Origin of the sequence: Polynucleobacter sp. JS-JIR-II-c23, assembly GCF_035011225.1 — a bacterium.
GTDB lineage: Bacteria > Pseudomonadota > Gammaproteobacteria > Burkholderiales > Burkholderiaceae > Polynucleobacter.
In genome coordinates, this window is record NZ_JAYGQT010000001.1 from 804,216 (window position 1) to 819,904 (window position 15,689).

The following is a 15,689-nucleotide window of genomic DNA, read 5'->3' on the forward strand; positions in this document are numbered from 1 at the left end:
TTAGGCTAGTGCTGTTACATGAACTTCTGTTGTTGGTACAGGCTTAAGGTGATTGGCGAATTGCTCTGAGGCCGCTCTCCAGGAGAATTTCTCAGCATGTGCACGTGCTGCCTCGCGAGGAATTTTGAGGGCCTGCATGCAAGCCTCACGTAAGTCTTCATTCATGGCGCCTGAATTGGAATTTCCCAGAACATCAATTGGGCCGGTCACGGGGTAAGCCGCAACTGGAGTGCCGCATGCCATTGCTTCGAGTAACACCAAGCCAAATGTATCGGTCTTGCTAGGAAATACAAATACATCTGCCGCCGCATACACTTTTGCCAACTCATGCTGCTGTAATACTCCCAGATAGTTCACTTCTGGATATTTTTCTTTGATTCCAGCCATTGCCGGACCGTCTCCAACCACCCACTTTGAACCTGGTAAATCAATTTCTAAAAATGCGTTGATGTTTTTCTCTACGGCAACTCGGCCCACATATAAAAATATAGGATGTGCAGTATTTAAGGCTTTCGAATCCTGCATCTTAAAAATATCCAGATCAACACCTCGCGACCACAGCACCACGTTATCTAGACCATAAGCTTCTAGATCATCCTTAACAACAATCGTTGGAGCCATGACAGCCATTGACGGTTTATGAAACCAGCGAATAAAAGCATAGGTAATTGCTAAAGGAATGCCAGTACGTGCTTTGACATACTCGGGGAAACGGGTGTGATAAGCCGTGGAAAAAGGTAGGCAATTTTTGACTGCGTAGGCGCGAGCCGATAAACCTAGCGGGCCTTCTGTTGCAATATGCATGGCATCGGGTGCGAATTCTTTAATACGACGAGCCACCTCTTTGCCTGGGAATAATGAGAGTGCGATATCAGGATAGGTGGGGCAGGGAATAGATTTGAATCCATTTGGAGTAATCATCTCCACTTCATGTCCCATAGCGGTTAATTCAGCGCGGGTTTGTTTCAAGGTTCTGACAACGCCATTTACTTGTGGATCCCATGCATCTGTAATGATCATAATTTTCATAGTGCAGTCTCTTTGATGAGTGATTCGAAAGCAGGTTGAAGAGTGATTTGAGGTGACTCAACTGGCTCACCCTTGATCTGTGTCCAGTGAATAATTTGGAGTTCGCCTGTTTGTGTTTCAACTAAGGCAGTAAGGCTCTCGACCCAATCACCATCGTTGCAATACAGCAAACCATCGATCTCGCGAATTTCTGCTTTGTGAATATGTCCACAAACTACGCCATCACAGCCTCTTAAGCGGGCCTCTCTGGCCATGATGTGTTCAAAGTCTGCGATATAGCTGACAGCATTTTTGACTTGATGTTTTAAGTATTGAGATAGCGACCAATATTGCAGGCCCATCTTGGCGCGGACCATATTGAAGTAACGGTTTATATAAAGAATGAACGAATAGAGGTTGTCACCAACATAAGCCAGCCACTTAGCATATTGCATCACGCCATCAAACTGATCGCCATGGGTTATCCATAGCTTTCTACCATCTACGGTTGTGTGAATGACTTCTTCAACTATCTTGACATCCCCAAAAGACATTCCAAAGAACTGTCTAGCGCTTTCATCATGATTTCCGGGGACATAGATGACTTCGGTGCCCTTGCGCGCCTTACGTAAGAGCTTTTGAATAACGTCGTTATGTGATTGAGGCCAGTAGAAAGACTTCTTCAGTCTCCAGCCATCAATAATGTCGCCAACTAGGTAGAATTTATCTGCTTCGTTGTGCTTAAGGAAATCGAGAAGGTAGTCTGCCTGACACCCTGATGTTCCTAGGTGTACGTCTGAAATCCAGATGGCTTTGTAATGCATCATGAAACAGTATTAAGCCTACTGAGTATGAAACCAGCATGACAGTTCTAAGACAGTTTTATGACGATGCAATTATTTTTAGTAATTGATTTATATTCTTAACTCATATGAGTCAGAATCAGCCTCCGAAACATTCCCCTGTGCAATTTGGTACAACTGCATGGTCGTGGATTTTAGTGTGGAGTCATGTGATTTCTGGATTGGCGACTCTGTCTTTTCAGTTTCCATTCGCCACTCAGGAAACTAAAAATAGGCATATTCAGAAGTGGTCAAAAAGACTGTTATCTATTTTTGGTATTGAATTAAGGTTGAGGAACCCTGAAATTCTGCCTATTACTCCCTACCTGCTGGCATCAAACCATATCTCTTGGATGGACATACATGCTATTAATGCATTTAAGCCCATTCGATTTGTAGCAAAGTCTGATGTAGAGCGTTGGCCTATATTTGGATGGATGGCAAGGCAACTGGGTACGGTGTTTATCAAGCGTGATAACGCTCGTCATGGAAAGCATGTTGCTAATGAAGTGAGTGATGTACTTAAAGCACAGTCAGTCTGCATTTTTCCGGAGGGCACCTCCACAATAGGTGAGGGCGTCCTACCTTTTAAGCCCAATTTATTTGAATCGGCTGTTATTGCTCAGGTGCCGGTCTATTCGCTTGCAATTACCTATAAATCATTGTCATCTGGTATGAAAAGTGAAGTGCCAGCATTTGTGGGTGAGATGGGTTTACTAGAATCCATGGCTAAGATCTTGAAGGATCGGAACCTGATCGTGGAGCTTACCTTTTTGTCACCCTCGGGAGCTAGTCCTGAGGCTTCCAGAGACCGAAAATGGCTGGCTTTGCATAGTCAAGAGGCGATTTCTAATCAATTAAAGGGCAATCAGCCTTCTATGTAACAAAAGTGTCATTTTCCCCCGCTATAAGTATTATTAGGGAAACAATATGACATCAAAACATAACGAAATGGCCGAGTGGTATCGCCGTGCACAAGAAGAGATTCTGGACAGCATGGATGAAGAGCTTGAAATGGAGCTCGATGATGACCGCCTATCTCCTGATGGTGATAGCCATTCACAAATTCCACGTAACGTTTACTTCCGAGAACTCTTTAGACTCCAGGGTGAGTTAGTAAAGCTTCAAGACTGGGTGGTAGAGAACAAGCTTAAGGTAGCAGTCCTATTTGAAGGAAGGGATTCTGCTGGTAAGGGTGGGGCGATTAAGCGCATTACCCAGCGATTGAATCCCCGGGTTTGTAAAGTAGTTGCTTTGCCCGCACCTAACGAACGCGAAAAGACGCAGTGGTACTTTCAACGATATATTTCCCAGTTACCTGCTGGCGGCGAGATCGTTCTATTTGATAGAAGCTGGTACAACCGCGCTGGCGTTGAAAAGGTGATGGGTTTCTGTACTGATGAAGAGTATGAAGAATTTTTAAGAACAGTTCCTGATCTTGAGCGCATGATGATTAGTTCAGGCGTTATCTTGATTAAGTATTGGTTCTCCATTTCTGATGACGAGCAGTACAACCGCTTCATGATGCGTATTCACGATCCATTAAAGCAGTGGAAGTTAAGTCCAATGGATTTAGAGGCAAGAAGGTTGTGGGAGGCCTATACCAAGGCCAAGGAGACCATGCTTGAACGTACGCATATTCCTGAGGCGCCTTGGTGGGTAGTTGCCGCCAATGACAAGAAAAAAGCACGTCTAAATTGCATTACGCATTTATTGGACCAAATCCCGTATAAAGAGATTGATCATCCAGTGATTACCTTGCCAAAACGCGTTCATAACCCGGATTACCTACGAGGGCCAGTACCGCCTGAAATGTATGTTCCCGAGGTTTTTTAAGGACTTATTTTTCGAGCTTAGATAGTTTGCCGTCCCATTTGAAGACGACATCCTTATCAGCCTTCAGCAAGCCTTTATCTTTTCCTGGGTATGAAACTCGAGATAGAAGATCCTGAATCATATTAAGATGAGCAACTTTTTTATCGTTCGCCTTCACAACGATCCAGGGCGCATCTTTAGAGCTGGTTTTTTCTAGCATGTCATTTCTGCACTTGCTATAGGCATCCCAGTTTTTCTGCGCTTGCTGATCAATCGGGCTAATCTTCCATTGCTTGAGTGGATCTTTAGCTCTATCTGCAAGACGAACAGCCTGTTCCTTTTTTGAGATGTCTAAATAGTATTTGAGAATCGTTATGCCAGAGCTGGTCAGAATAGATTCGAGCTCATTTACGGTTCCCATGAAGTTGGCGTACTGCTCCTTCGTGCAGAAATTCATCACCACCTCAACTCCGGCGCGGTTGTACCAGCTGCGGTTGAAGAGAACAAACTCACCTTTTTTGGGAAGCTCGGCTACATATCTCTGAAAGTACCATTCCGCAGATTCCGTATCGGATGGTTTTCCGAGGGCAACCACGCGAGTTTCCCTGGGGCTTAAGTGTTGAGTGATCACTTTAATAGTGCCATCCTTACCTGCTGTATCACGACCTTCAAGAATGACCAGTATTTGATCACCTTTACTGATCAGGCTATTTTGCAGCTTGACCAACTCAATCTGCAATAAGCGAAGCTGATCGTCGTAGCTAGATAGCTCTAGCTTATCTTTGCCTTTTTGACCCATTAGCTTGCTTCATTTGTGGTGGCTGGCTTTGGAGCGGGTTTCTTTTTAGCGGGAGCTTTTTTGGCTGCCACCTTTTTCGCTGCTGCTTTCTTAGCAGGCACTTTCTTAGCCGCAACTTTTTTGGTGGGTGCTTTCTTGGTCGGAGTTTTCTTCGCGGCTACTTTTTTATCTAACTTATCCAATGCTTTTCCAAGCTTGTCGATGAGCTTTTCTCTGTCTGTTTCTAATTTATCCAGCTTTTTTAATAGCTGCTTAACTAATTTCTTTTGGCTCATGCTGATTCCTGGGTTGATTGTGAATTCGTTGTATTGGCGTATCTTTAATCAATCCTACGTTTAATTTTCTCTATTTTCAAGCATATATGACACATATATGTCAGTTATGTGACATTGATTGTCACTATTATGAAATATATATTTCGATACAATTGGAAATATGAAAAATACTGATGCCATCAAAGTATTCCTGGCCCTGGGTCAAGAGACCCGCTTGAATATTTTTCGCTTGATAGTTCAGCGTGGTGATACTGGATTAACGCCTAGCGAGATGATTGAAAAGCTAGGGGTTGCTAACGCCACACTAAGTTTTCACCTGAAAGAGCTAGTAGGCGCTGACTTATTGTCAGTAGAGCGTCAAAGCCGCAATCTCATCTATCGACCCAATGCAGGCTTGGTGCAAGAGTTAAGCGGGTTCTTGCTTGAAAACTGCTGTGGTGGCAAATCATGCGCTCCAGTATTAATCTTGAAAAAGGCGAAGGCTAAATGAAGCAGTTCAATATTCTCTTCTTATGTACCCATAATTCTGCTCGGTCTGTTTTGGGGGAGGCGCTTGCTTCAACTCATGTCAGCGGCAAATTTGTGGGCTACTCAGCAGGATCCACTCCAGGCACTTCAGTAAATCCATTTGCACGTGAGTTGGCTTTGCAGATGGGTTACGACGAATCTAAATTACGCTCCAAGTCCTGGGATGAGTTTGGTTTGCCAGAAGCTCCAAAGATGGATTTCATTATTACGGTTTGTGATAACGCTGCTGGAGAGGTCTGCCCATTCTGGCCAGGTAAGCCAGCTACCGCCCATTGGGGCTTCCCGGATCCATCACAAGTGCCCGGTACGGATGACGATAAACGCCGTGCATTTAAAGAAGTCATGATTGGCTTAAAAAAACGCATTGATCTTCTGGCGGATATGCCATTAGATCGACTTAACTCACTCAGCCTTCAAGAAATTCACACTAAATCATGAGTACAGTTACCAGCAAACTTTCCTTTTTAGATCGATATCTCACTGTTTGGATCTTTGCTGCCATGGCGGCAGGTATTGGCTTGGGATATTTTGTTCCTGGAGTAGAGGGGTTCATTAATTCCTTTCAATCGGGCACTACCAATATCCCAATGGCCATTGGATTGATATTGATGATGTATCCACCGTTCGCGAAGGTGAAGTACGAAGACTTGCCTGATGTCTTTAGAGACAAGCGAATCTTTGGTTTGGCATTCTTGCTCAATTGGATTGTGGCGCCTACCTTGATGTTCTTCTTGGCTATCCTCTTTGTTCCCAATCAACCAGAATACATGGCAGGGCTGATCTTGATTGGCATAGCGCCTTGTATTGCAATGGTGATTGTCTGGAACGATATTGCCAAAGGCTCTACGGAATATGCGGCTGGCTTAGTGGCTTTTAACGCAGTGTTTCAGGTGCTGTTCTTTAGCGTGTACGCCTATTTCTTCTTAACTGTCTTGCCGCCGTATTTTGGCTTTGCAGGATCCGTTGTCAATATCACCATTGGTGAGATCGCTAAGACAGTTGCTATCTATCTAGGGGTTCCTTGTGTTGCGGGATTCTTGACGAGATACATTGCCCTCAAATTTGTGTCGAGAGAGTCTTATCAAAATACTTTCGTTCCCAGAATAGGCAAGCTCACCTTAATTGCTTTGCTTTTCACGATCGTAGTGATGTTTAGTTTGAAGGGTAAGTTAATTCTTCAGTTGCCAATGGATGTGGTTACCATCGCAATTCCATTGTTAGTCTTCTTTGTGGTGATGTTCTTACTGACATTCTTTATCACTATCAAAATGGGTATTGAATATAAGCGTTGCTGCACTTTGTCATTTACGGCATCTAGTAATAATTTCGAGTTAGCTATTGCCGTAGCCATTGCCGTCTTTGGGATTAATTCTGGGGCGGCATTTGCTGCTGTGATTGGCCCGCTGGTGGAGGTGCCGATCATGGTTGGGCTGGTATCGGTTGCTTTACGGCTTAAGGACGAGTTCTTTCAGGCCTAAAACCTATGACTTTGGCCTCCAAAGGGGGCTTATATTCAAAATTGTGCCGAAATAGAGGAGATTAGCTCTAGGGAGAATGTAGAATCAGATTCCCTATTTACAGAAAGCGTCATCCGTATGTCTACCTCTACCGCTCTAAAATTTTGGCGTTATATTTCCCTCAGTTTCTTGGCATTAGTAACGCTTGGTTTAGCTGCCTGTGGTGGCGGTAGTGATAGCGGTAGTAGTTCCTCTGTTGCAACCCCTAGCGTCTTTTACGTTGTGAGCAATACCAACGATTCTGGCGCTGGATCCTTGCGAGATGCGATTACGGCAGTAAATAGTGCATCAACCTCCCAATATTCAGGGATTACTTTTTCTGTAGGCGGCACCATCACTCTCTTAAGTGATTTACCTGCCATTACAAAGAAGGTTTTGATTGATGGCGGCACTGCCCCTGGCTACGTGGCTGGCAAAACTACTACTGCGCCATTGGTTGCAGTCAACTTCAATAACGTTGCTTCTGGCTTTACGTTCAATAGTGGCTCGGCAGGCTCCGGTATTTATGCTTTGTCAATCATTGGATCTAATTCAAATGGCATTACCTTAAATGCCGGCAATATTGTTTTATTAAGAAACTATATTGGCCTTAACTTAAGTGGTGCAGCTGCTGGCAATGCAAAAGACGGCATTTACATTTCCGCTTCTTCTACTAACAACGTTATTGGTACAAACCCAAATAGTATCTCTGGTCTTTACTCTAATGTGATTTCCAGTAATACGCAGAATGGTATCCAGATCTATGGCAGCGCAGGCAACAAGATTCAGGCCAATGCCATTGGCACCAATCCAGCAGGTACAGCTAGGATTGCTAACGGGTTCAACGGTATCTATGTAACTTATTATGCGGTTGATAACACAATTGGCGGTACTGCTTATGTCAATTCCGCTACGGGGCAAACTAATAATCCAACGGGTAACAAGGGCACAGTTCCGATTGTTTCTATTGCTCCCCCATTAGGTAATCTGATTTCCGGGAATTCTCGTAACGGAGTTTTAATTGATGGCGGTTCAGAGTTAACGGTATTAAGCGGAAACTTTATCGGCACCAATAATGTTGGTACTGCAGCTGTTAGTAACACCTTAGATGGTGTCTTGATTCGTAATGCGAATAACAATCAACTCATCGGTTGTACTTTTGAAGACAATCCATTTATTTATTACAACGTATTGAGCGGCAATGGAGGCAATGGTTTGCATATAGCCGACTCCAATGCGATTTTGGTCCAGGCTAACTTTTTTGGTGCTGGTGCAAACAATGCATCGATGGTTCCAAATGGCGGCCACGGCATCTTGGTTGATGGCAGCTCTGCAGGCGTCCAGGTTGGCGGTGTAATCCCGCTTGGTAACGTTTCGGCTGGCAATACGCTGGATGGTATTAAGGTTTCAGGAACGGCTAGTGGCTTCACCACCTTTAATACTTTTGGTGGTTTGTACGCCTTTCAGGGCGCCGCTCCGAATGGTGGGAACGGGATCACGATTGACTCTACTGGTGGTAACAATTTAGTTCGCACCAACGTATTCTCTGGAAATATGCATCATGGCATAGAGATTTCTGGGAATGCATCTGGTGTTACGGTCGATCCTAACGTGGTTGGTCTGAATACTGAAGGTACGGGTACTCTTGCTAATGGACCTGGCACCAATGGGGCTGGTAACGGTGGTAGTGGAGTTTATATTGCAGGAACTGCTCATGGAAACTTTATCGGTGGTTACAACAATTCCGTTATTCCACAAAATACCTTCTCTGGCAACGCAAGATACGGAATTGAAATTGTCGGTACTGCAAATAACAATACTGTATTTAACTCTGTAATTGGCCTTGGAACCACTCAGGTTTCTGCTTTTGGTAATGGACTGGGTGGTATTTATATTGGCGGAGGAAGTAACAATAACTCTGTTATCGCCTATACACCTTCCAGTTCATATACTGCAATGTCTAGTGTAATCAGCGGAAATACAGGGGATGGTGTTCTTATTGCTGATACTGCATTTAATAATACCGTTCAAGGAAATTACTTTGGTTACGGTAAACTTTCTATTGTAGGTAATTTGGTTGCAGGACTATTTCCCAATACATTACTTCCGATTCATGTAACAAGTTCTGGTTCGGGTAATGTGATCACCCCAAACAATCCTTAATGCGAGAATGAGCATGGGACTTGCTTAAGTTGTTGTTGATTTATAAAAGCCAGCCAGTCAAAGACTAGCTGGCTTTTTTATTTTTTTGCATGCCAATATAAAAAGTTTGACTCATGACAAAGCTCCCCATTTATTTATTAGTAATCGCAGAACTCTCTAGCATTGCTTTCGCACAAATGCCACCCCCAATGATGCCTCCTCAAGGAATGCAGCAGGGCATGCCCAGACCACCTCAAGGGGGTCCAGGTGGCCCAGGAGGCATGATGCGCGATGATCCTCATAGGCCTGTTGACCAAATTAGTCGTGGCCTTGGGGTGACGCCTGACCAATTTAGAGCTTGTTTTAATGATGTCAATCCTGCGCCCCAAGGGTCATTGCCGGGCTCCAATCAGAAGCACGCCAATAAGCAAGTTCTCTTAAGCTGTCTCCAGCGTGCAAATCCGAGTATCACCAATAACAGTCTAGATGCGGTGATGGACCAATATAGGCCTGGGGGCAGGGCGGCTCAGTAATTCAGGCGCCCTAAGATAGAATCAATCTATCCCTCATCTTTTAGGCGGCATTGAAAATGGTACGTCATTACTTAGTTGTTTTTCTCGGCTTGCTGTTAGTGGCCTGCTCAACACCAGTCAGTCAGTTTGGTGTGTACAAGCAATCAGATGGCACGGTTGGGGTTCATGCGCCCAAAGATGCAAAAGAAAATGAAGCGCAGGAGGTTGCGTTGGAGGAGTGCAAAAAACTAGGCAAGAGAACAGCAACGATCCTAGAAAGCAGAAAAACGGTCAATGACCGTTTTCCCTTAACTTATATCTATCTTTGCAGATAGTGGCGAGTAGTTAATTCGCCATTCGTTAGTGCTTAGCTAAGCAACCACTTTTTAATCGACTTATTGACGCACATCGCATCTAAAGCAAGACCAAAGAACTCAGAACCATTGGTAACCATGCTTTCGATTGCCTCCACTTTGCCAGACTTGATGCCACGCAAATAGGTTGCAGCACGGTAACGCAAGAAGTGCTCAGTTTCACCATTTTCATTCTCGGTTGGGCAGATTTCTAGGCTGCCATAGCGAGTTTCTGGGTTAATGTTGAGAACGGCTAGGCTCAAAGCCCCAACCAATTTCTCGGGCACTGGGATGGGCACATAGGAGTAGAGGGAGATCATCATTTCCTCTTCGTCTACTTCAATGATGTGATCAATATCCAGCACATCCTTTTCGGTTAACTCTGTCTCACCAGAATCGCCACCACCAAACGTGGACTCAAACTGCAACATAGCAGCATTGCTTCCTTTGGAGATCTCGATCATGTCAGGGTAGCCAAGCAAGCCTTTCCACCAATACATCAGCGAGAAAGTGCAGGGTTTTACTTCAACCAATCCCTTGTTGGTAGACTTTGCAAAATACAGACCGTAAAACTCATCATCTAGCTCAAGACCATATTGGTCTACTTTAGGCGATTTAGATGAAGCAGGTTTTGTAGTCTTCTTGGCAACTTTCTTCGCTGCTGGCTTTTTGGCCGCAGGTTTCTTTGCCACTAATTTTTTAACTGCTACTTTTTTGGCAGCAGGCTTCTTTGCAGCCACTTTCTTGGCTGCTGGTTTTTTCACTACCTTTTTGACCGTCTTTTTACTTGCTACTTTCTTAGCGGCAACTTTCTTGACAGCTTTTTTAACAGGGGCTTTTTTTACCACCTTGGTGGCTACTTTCTTTTTTGCTGGAGACTTCTTTGTAGCCATGGTTTATTACCCTTCTTTCGGTAGTTATCGTGCTTGATGCACTATCTGATATTACTGCAAATTCCCTCGGGAATTGCCCTTTCCTATATGGGGTTTGTCCTGCGGATTACAAGGGGAGGGATGAAATAAATAGATGGCAGAAGGCATTGTTCTTGGAATGGAGGGTTGCTACACTAAAAGCGTGAAGTTTTGTGCAACCTAAATATCAAGAGGGCCTATGTTTCCTGAATATCGCGAACTCATCACCAAGCTGAAAACGACAGATCGTCATTTCTCGCATTTATTTGATAAGCACAACAATTTAGATCAAAAGATCCAAAGAATGGAGTCCCATTCAGAGCCAAGTACCCCAGAAGAAATCGAGACCTTGAAAAAGGAAAAACTCCTTTTAAAAGACCAGATTTATGCCGTCTTAAAGAAGGCTAGTAACTAGCTAAGTAACTAATTAACTAACTAAGCAAGCATTGATTTAGAAAAGTCTAGATACAAAATACTTCTAGGCTTTTTTCAGGAAGCAGGCTTTGAGTAGCATATTGCCTGCTTCTGTTTTGCAGTCGACTTCATGATCACCTGATACCAAGCGAATCCCTTTAATCTTGGTGCCAACCTTCAGGGTAGTGGAAGAGCCTTTGACCTTGAGGTCTTTGATGAGGGTGACTGTATCGCCATCTGCTAGGAGATTGCCATTGGCATCTTTCACAATGAGCCCAGCCTCAGACTCTTCTGCAGCAGCAGCCATAGGCCATTCATGGCCACACTGGGCGCAAACGTAATTTTCCCCATCGGGGTAGGTCATATCGTCCTGGCAGGCAGGACACTTCGGTAAATTATCTGTGCTCATGGCCTCATTTTAATCTAGGGGTGATGCGTCTTGGCTCTTATCTAGCACTCGATTTAGAATGGATAGGTGAATAAAACTCTGAAGATTTTCCTTATTGCTCTGATAGGCTGTCTTGCCATAATAGGTTTGGGCGCATGGTACGCATCATCTTTTATAAATCCTGCCCAGGTAACCAAGCTCCTAAGTTCTTCGGTCAAAGATGCTACTGGGCGTGAGTTGAAAATCGCCGGTCCAGTAAGTCTGAGTCTTTTCCCATCAATTAGCGTAAAAGCCGAACAGGTGTCTTTGAGCAATGCCTCATGGGCAAGCAATCCTGATATGTTTGTATTCAAGCATATTGAATTAGATATTAGAATACTTCCACTTCTGAAAGGTAGTGTTGAAATCAGCAGAATCGGTATAAGAGGGTTAGAGGCAAACTTACAAACCAATAAAGCTGGGGAGGGCAATTGGAATCTCACTCCACCTACGATAGTTACGAGTGGCTCGGCAGCACAGTCTGCAACTGGCGATTCTTCTAGTAATGCCCTGGTCTCCATTAAAGCTGTTGATGTCGTAGATGCGCGTATCAATTATCAAGACGGAGAAAAAGCGGCTAGTCCGATTAGCATTCCTAAACTTTCTTTAGACGGTGGCGATGGTAAGTCTACGATTCTGGTGGATGTTCAGCGTGCTAACTACACTCTGAATCTAAAGGGTAAAACAACTTCATTACGTAATGCTTACTTCGCTTGGAATCAATCTCCAGTAAACCTAGATCTCGATTTAGTTCTAACCTTAAACGGTAAGTCGCTTGCAATTACGGGCGACATTGATAAGAAGCCAGATCTATTGCCAAAATTCAATATCAACCTCAATTCAAAATCCTTTGATTTAGCACCCTTAGCGGGTTCTGTTGCAATTGCTGGATCAGCTGGAAAAACTTCCACGGCATCCACTCATAAAGCCCAAGGAAAGTATTTATTCTCCGATGACGCGCTGCCTTTTGATCTTTTGCCTTTAGCTGATGGCTCGGTCAACATTAATATTGCTGAGCTTGGGATTCCGCATCAGGCGCCGTTTACTAACTTTAAAACGACACTCCAATTTCAGAAAGACAGGATTGATGCGAGCGATGTCAGCTTTAATGTAGGCAAGGGAAGTGCCCAAGCGCAACTTTCCATTACTCAGTTCACCAGCCCTGCGCCTAAGATTTCTGTGAAGGGTATTGCTAAGGACTTTACCTTAGAGCAAATTATTGCCGTCACCGATTCAAGCGCTAGAGTTTCTGGTGGCGATACAAAAGTGGCTTGGAACTTTCAGGGAAGTGGTTTGAGCCCACATCAAATGGTTAGTCGAGCCAATGGGGCTATTCAGGTTTCAGTGGGGCAAAGTAAATTAGATTCGAAGTTCATCAATAAAGGCGGGGACTTTGTCATCACTGTAATAGATGCAATCAATCCGATGTATAAGAAATCCAATCAAACTACTTTGAATTGTGCTGTTGCCTACTTACCCATCAATAGCGGGATGGTAAATATTCAGAATTCAGTTGGCATTGAGACTGATCGTCTTGATATCACCTTGGCGGGCACGATCAATCTTGCCGACGAGGCTCTCAATATCAGCATTAATCCAAGAGAAAAATCAGGCCTTACAACGGGCTTGAATCTGGCCGGACTTGTAAAGATTGAGGGAACATTACAAAACCCGCAAACTGGAGTGAATAAGGCGGGGGTGGTGAATAGCGCCGTCTCCATTGGACTAGGTTTCTTAACTGGCGGTATTAGTATCGCAGCGGAGAATGCTAAATCATTGGCGACCAAGTCGCAGCCATGTAAAACAGCGCTGCACTCTTGGTCTGATATCTATCCCGCTAGCAAGTAAGCCTAGCTAAGCTCATAAATCAGCCTCTTAAAAAACTAAGCCGCTAACAAAGAGACTGAACAAAGAAATAAAGATGCTGGCAAAAAATGCGGTCCAGAAACTAGAGATCGTAAAACCACTGACTACTGCAGAAACCAGCATCAATACCAAAGCATTAATCACGAGCAAGAAGAGGCCCATAGTAACTACTGTTAATGGCAGCGTGAAAAGAACGAGCAAAGGCTTAACGATCGCATTGGCAAATCCTAATAGGAGGGCAGCAATTAATAATGAGCCACCATCCGCAAAGCGCAAGCCACTAAAAATATAACTGGCAACCCAAAGGGATAAAGAAGTTAAGCCCCACTGGACTAGAAATAGAGTTAAGTTACTCATGGATGATTCCTTTGCTGGTGTTGTAAGGGGTTTATGCCTAATGGCTATATTAGCAGTTGATTAATAGTGCGGGGGGATTTCATCCTGAGAACTTGCGCCGCCACCGCCGCCGCTGCTGCTGGCTTGTTCTTTGATGGCCTTGAGTTCGCGATACAGAAATTCGATTTGCTGTTGTTGTTTGTAGACGGTCTCATTGAGTTTCTCAATTAAGTCTTCTGTAAAGCTCAATTTGATTTCTAGATTAGTGATGCGTTCTTCTGACATAACTTACTTTCTATTCTGAGATAAGCTCAAAGCGCCCATCTTCCATTTCTGCTTTGGGTCTAATCCAAAAATCATGCGATTGCATGGATTCGTAAACATATGCTGGCTCCAGATTTGCCTCTACGTTAGCCAAGAAGACCACCTTATAAAATCCACCAGTCTTAATGTGGCGCAATCTACTGCCTGGCTTAAAGAGGCCATCGTCAGGATCGGCCATTTTGGGTTTACTCATGTCAACAATGCACTTTCTCGGTATGATCTAGCGATGGCAAATTCCATCCCATACTCCATTCTAGATATATCTCCGATTCCCCAGGGTTTTACTGCTGCCGATGCACTGCGCAACTCCTTGGATGTGGCAAGGCATGCCGAAAAATGGGGCTATACCCGCTACTGGGTGGCGGAGCATCACAATATGACGGGCAATGCGAGTTCTGCAACCGCAGTCTTGATTGGTTATATCGCAGCTGGCACCTCTCATATCCGAGTGGGCTCTGGTGGCGTCATGTTGCCAAATCATGCTCCCTTGGTGATTGCTGAGCAATTTGGCACCCTAGAAGCTTTATACCCGGGAAGAATTGAGCTTGGCTTGGGTCGTGCACCCGGTACCGACCAAATGACCGCCAGGGCATTGCGTAGGGACTTATTGGGGAGTGATGATCGCTTCCCGCAGGATGTCCGTGAGTTACAGCATTATTTTGGCCCGTTACAAGAAGGGCAATCTGTAAAGGCGATACCAGGAGTGGGTAGCAATGTTCCTATCTGGATTTTAGGCTCTAGTTTGTATGGGGCTCAATTAGCCGCTCACTTTGGCTTACCTTATGCCTTCGCTTCTCACTTTGCGCCAGAGCAACTTTTAGAGGCAATGAAGATTTATCGCGAGCTCTTTAAGCCATCTGCACAACAAGATAAACCCTACTCAGCATTTGTGATGAATGTAGTTGCTGCGGATACCGATGAAGAAGCTCAACATCTATTTACTACTCTGCAACAAAATGTTGTCAGAATGCGGCGCAATACTCGCGGACAATTACCACCCCCAATTGCTGACATGAATGAATTTTGTGAGCCTCATGAACTAGCAGCGGCAGATCATACCTTGCAGGTTTCAGTAGTTGGTTCGCTGGAGACAGTAAAGAAGGGGATGCGTCGTTGGTTGGATCTTACTGGCGCAAACGAAATCATCTTGACTGGACAAATTTTCGATCATCAGGCTCGTCTCCGATCATTTGAGATTGCCGCACAAGTCGCACAAAGCCTATAAGATCGCTGCGTTGTAATCTGCGGTAATCAATACTTGTTCTTTTGCAGCCTGATTCGCATATCGCAGCACTGCATTGTCTTTGCTGATTAAGATGCAGGGCTTTGCAGTGTAAGCAAGGTCTAAAAACACTTGGTCATCTAGGTCTTGGCATATCCAGGGGGCTTTGGCTAAGTTTTTATCATCCATGATTCTTGCTAAACCATGCCATTGCTGGCGAATTTGCTCTTGTTGCACTTCATCGAGCGAAAACAGGGGGCGAGCAATCACATCAGCAAATTCTTCTAAAGTATTTGGAGTTGCGAGTGCATCTATTTTGCCTTCGATCAGCGCTTGCTTTAAATGAAGCGCTCTAAAGTCATTAAAGACAAAAAGATCTAGCAAGACATTGGTATCGAAAACTACTACCTTCATCTCTA

21 protein-coding genes are annotated in these 15,689 nt (G+C 44.4%); 11 read left to right on the top strand and 10 right to left on the bottom strand.

The window, feature by feature from the left end:
- Window positions 1–1,029 (bottom strand): glycosyltransferase family 1 protein, encoded by a 1,029-nt coding sequence (locus VC159_RS04185; RefSeq protein WP_323472825.1) that lies wholly within the window; start codon window positions 1,027–1,029, stop codon window positions 1–3.
- A complete protein-coding gene (locus VC159_RS04190; protein WP_416350425.1) occupies window positions 1,026–1,835 on the bottom strand; it encodes a UDP-2,3-diacylglucosamine diphosphatase in 810 nt (269 codons plus the stop codon). Before VC159_RS04190 ends, VC159_RS04185 begins: the two co-directional genes overlap by 4 nt.
- 104 nt (window positions 1,836–1,939) lie before the next feature.
- Here VC159_RS04190 and VC159_RS04195 point away from each other — a divergent pair, with 104 nt between their 5' ends.
- A complete protein-coding gene (locus tag VC159_RS04195) occupies window positions 1,940–2,734 on the top strand; it encodes a lysophospholipid acyltransferase family protein (protein ID WP_323472826.1) in 795 nt (264 codons plus the stop codon).
- A gap of 46 nt (window positions 2,735–2,780) precedes the next feature.
- Entirely contained in the window at window positions 2,781–3,686 is a 906-nt protein-coding gene (ppk2, locus tag VC159_RS04200; RefSeq protein WP_215361402.1) for a polyphosphate kinase 2, read from the top strand.
- 4 nt (window positions 3,687–3,690) lie between these two features.
- Here the strand turns inward: ppk2 (VC159_RS04200) and ppk2 (VC159_RS04205) are convergent, their stop codons facing one another.
- Window positions 3,691–4,464 carry a polyphosphate kinase 2 gene (ppk2, locus tag VC159_RS04205; RefSeq protein ID WP_323472827.1) on the bottom strand — a complete coding sequence of 258 codons (774 nt, stop codon included), beginning with the start codon at window positions 4,462–4,464 and terminating at the stop codon, window positions 3,691–3,693.
- Window positions 4,464–4,739 (bottom strand): serine/threonine protein kinase, encoded by a 276-nt coding sequence (locus tag VC159_RS04210; RefSeq protein WP_323472828.1) that lies wholly within the window; start codon window positions 4,737–4,739, stop codon window positions 4,464–4,466. The genes ppk2 (VC159_RS04205) and VC159_RS04210 overlap by 1 nt, the downstream gene beginning before the upstream one ends.
- A 160-nt stretch (window positions 4,740–4,899) precedes the next feature.
- Here VC159_RS04210 and VC159_RS04215 point away from each other — a divergent pair, with 160 nt between their 5' ends.
- The 6 genes from VC159_RS04215 to VC159_RS04240 all read left to right on the top strand — a co-directional run bounded on the left by VC159_RS04215 (window position 4,900) and on the right by VC159_RS04240 (window position 9,752).
- Window positions 4,900–5,229, top strand: a complete 330-nt coding sequence (locus tag VC159_RS04215) for a metalloregulator ArsR/SmtB family transcription factor (RefSeq protein ID WP_323472829.1) — start codon at window positions 4,900–4,902, stop codon at window positions 5,227–5,229.
- Complete coding sequence (locus VC159_RS04220; protein ID WP_215357270.1) at window positions 5,226–5,705, top strand: arsenate reductase ArsC; 480 nt, start codon at window positions 5,226–5,228, stop codon at window positions 5,703–5,705. Before VC159_RS04215 ends, VC159_RS04220 begins: the two co-directional genes overlap by 4 nt.
- Window positions 5,702–6,745 (top strand): ACR3 family arsenite efflux transporter, encoded by a 1,044-nt coding sequence (gene arsB, locus VC159_RS04225; protein ID WP_323472830.1) that lies wholly within the window; start codon window positions 5,702–5,704, stop codon window positions 6,743–6,745. Before VC159_RS04220 ends, arsB begins: the two co-directional genes overlap by 4 nt.
- A gap of 117 nt (window positions 6,746–6,862) precedes the next feature.
- Window positions 6,863–8,926, top strand: coding sequence for a hypothetical protein (locus VC159_RS04230; protein WP_323472831.1), 2,064 nt, complete (start codon window positions 6,863–6,865; stop codon window positions 8,924–8,926).
- Window positions 8,927–9,039: 113 nt separating this feature from the next.
- On the top strand, window positions 9,040–9,438 hold the full coding sequence (locus VC159_RS04235) for a hypothetical protein (RefSeq protein WP_323472832.1): 399 nt from the start codon (window positions 9,040–9,042) through the stop codon (window positions 9,436–9,438).
- 56 nt (window positions 9,439–9,494) lie between these two features.
- A complete protein-coding gene (locus VC159_RS04240; RefSeq protein WP_323472833.1) occupies window positions 9,495–9,752 on the top strand; it encodes a hypothetical protein in 258 nt (85 codons plus the stop codon).
- Window positions 9,753–9,784: 32 nt separating this feature from the next.
- Here the strand turns inward: VC159_RS04240 and VC159_RS04245 are convergent, their stop codons facing one another.
- On the bottom strand, window positions 9,785–10,663 hold the full coding sequence (locus tag VC159_RS04245; protein WP_323472834.1) for a hypothetical protein: 879 nt from the start codon (window positions 10,661–10,663) through the stop codon (window positions 9,785–9,787).
- Between the two features lie 217 nt (window positions 10,664–10,880).
- Here VC159_RS04245 and VC159_RS04250 point away from each other — a divergent pair, with 217 nt between their 5' ends.
- The gene (locus tag VC159_RS04250; RefSeq protein ID WP_215320203.1) at window positions 10,881–11,096 is read left to right on the top strand and encodes a YdcH family protein; all 216 of its coding nucleotides are present in this window, start codon (window positions 10,881–10,883) and stop codon (window positions 11,094–11,096) included.
- Between the two features lie 63 nt (window positions 11,097–11,159).
- Here the strand turns inward: VC159_RS04250 and VC159_RS04255 are convergent, their stop codons facing one another.
- Window positions 11,160–11,504: a zinc ribbon domain-containing protein YjdM gene (locus VC159_RS04255; RefSeq protein WP_323472835.1), complete on the bottom strand. Its 345-nt coding sequence runs from the start codon at window positions 11,502–11,504 to the stop codon at window positions 11,160–11,162.
- A gap of 66 nt (window positions 11,505–11,570) precedes the next feature.
- Here VC159_RS04255 and VC159_RS04260 point away from each other — a divergent pair, with 66 nt between their 5' ends.
- A complete protein-coding gene (locus tag VC159_RS04260) occupies window positions 11,571–13,370 on the top strand; it encodes an AsmA family protein (protein ID WP_323472836.1) in 1,800 nt (599 codons plus the stop codon).
- A gap of 27 nt (window positions 13,371–13,397) precedes the next feature.
- Here the strand turns inward: VC159_RS04260 and VC159_RS04265 are convergent, their stop codons facing one another.
- Genes VC159_RS04265 through VC159_RS04275 form a run of 3 tightly spaced genes read right to left on the bottom strand, consistent with a single transcriptional unit; the run spans window position 13,398 to window position 14,241 of the window.
- Window positions 13,398–13,745 carry a phage holin family protein gene (locus tag VC159_RS04265; RefSeq protein WP_072583858.1) on the bottom strand — a complete coding sequence of 116 codons (348 nt, stop codon included), beginning with the start codon at window positions 13,743–13,745 and terminating at the stop codon, window positions 13,398–13,400.
- A 60-nt stretch (window positions 13,746–13,805) separates the two neighbouring features.
- Window positions 13,806–14,009, bottom strand: a complete 204-nt coding sequence (locus tag VC159_RS04270) for a SlyX family protein (protein ID WP_323472837.1) — start codon at window positions 14,007–14,009, stop codon at window positions 13,806–13,808.
- Between the two features lie 10 nt (window positions 14,010–14,019).
- Complete coding sequence (locus VC159_RS04275; protein ID WP_215320193.1) at window positions 14,020–14,241, bottom strand: hypothetical protein; 222 nt, start codon at window positions 14,239–14,241, stop codon at window positions 14,020–14,022.
- A 33-nt stretch (window positions 14,242–14,274) separates the two neighbouring features.
- On the opposite strand from VC159_RS04275, the gene VC159_RS04280 reads away from it, so the two are divergent.
- The gene (locus VC159_RS04280; protein ID WP_323472838.1) at window positions 14,275–15,273 is read left to right on the top strand and encodes an LLM class flavin-dependent oxidoreductase; all 999 of its coding nucleotides are present in this window, start codon (window positions 14,275–14,277) and stop codon (window positions 15,271–15,273) included.
- Here VC159_RS04280 and VC159_RS04285 read toward each other — a convergent pair.
- Entirely contained in the window at window positions 15,268–15,684 is a 417-nt protein-coding gene (locus VC159_RS04285) for a putative toxin-antitoxin system toxin component, PIN family (protein WP_323472839.1), read from the bottom strand. The two genes, VC159_RS04280 and VC159_RS04285, sit on opposite strands and share 6 nt — an antisense overlap.
- Window positions 15,685–15,689: the final 5 nt, after the last annotated feature.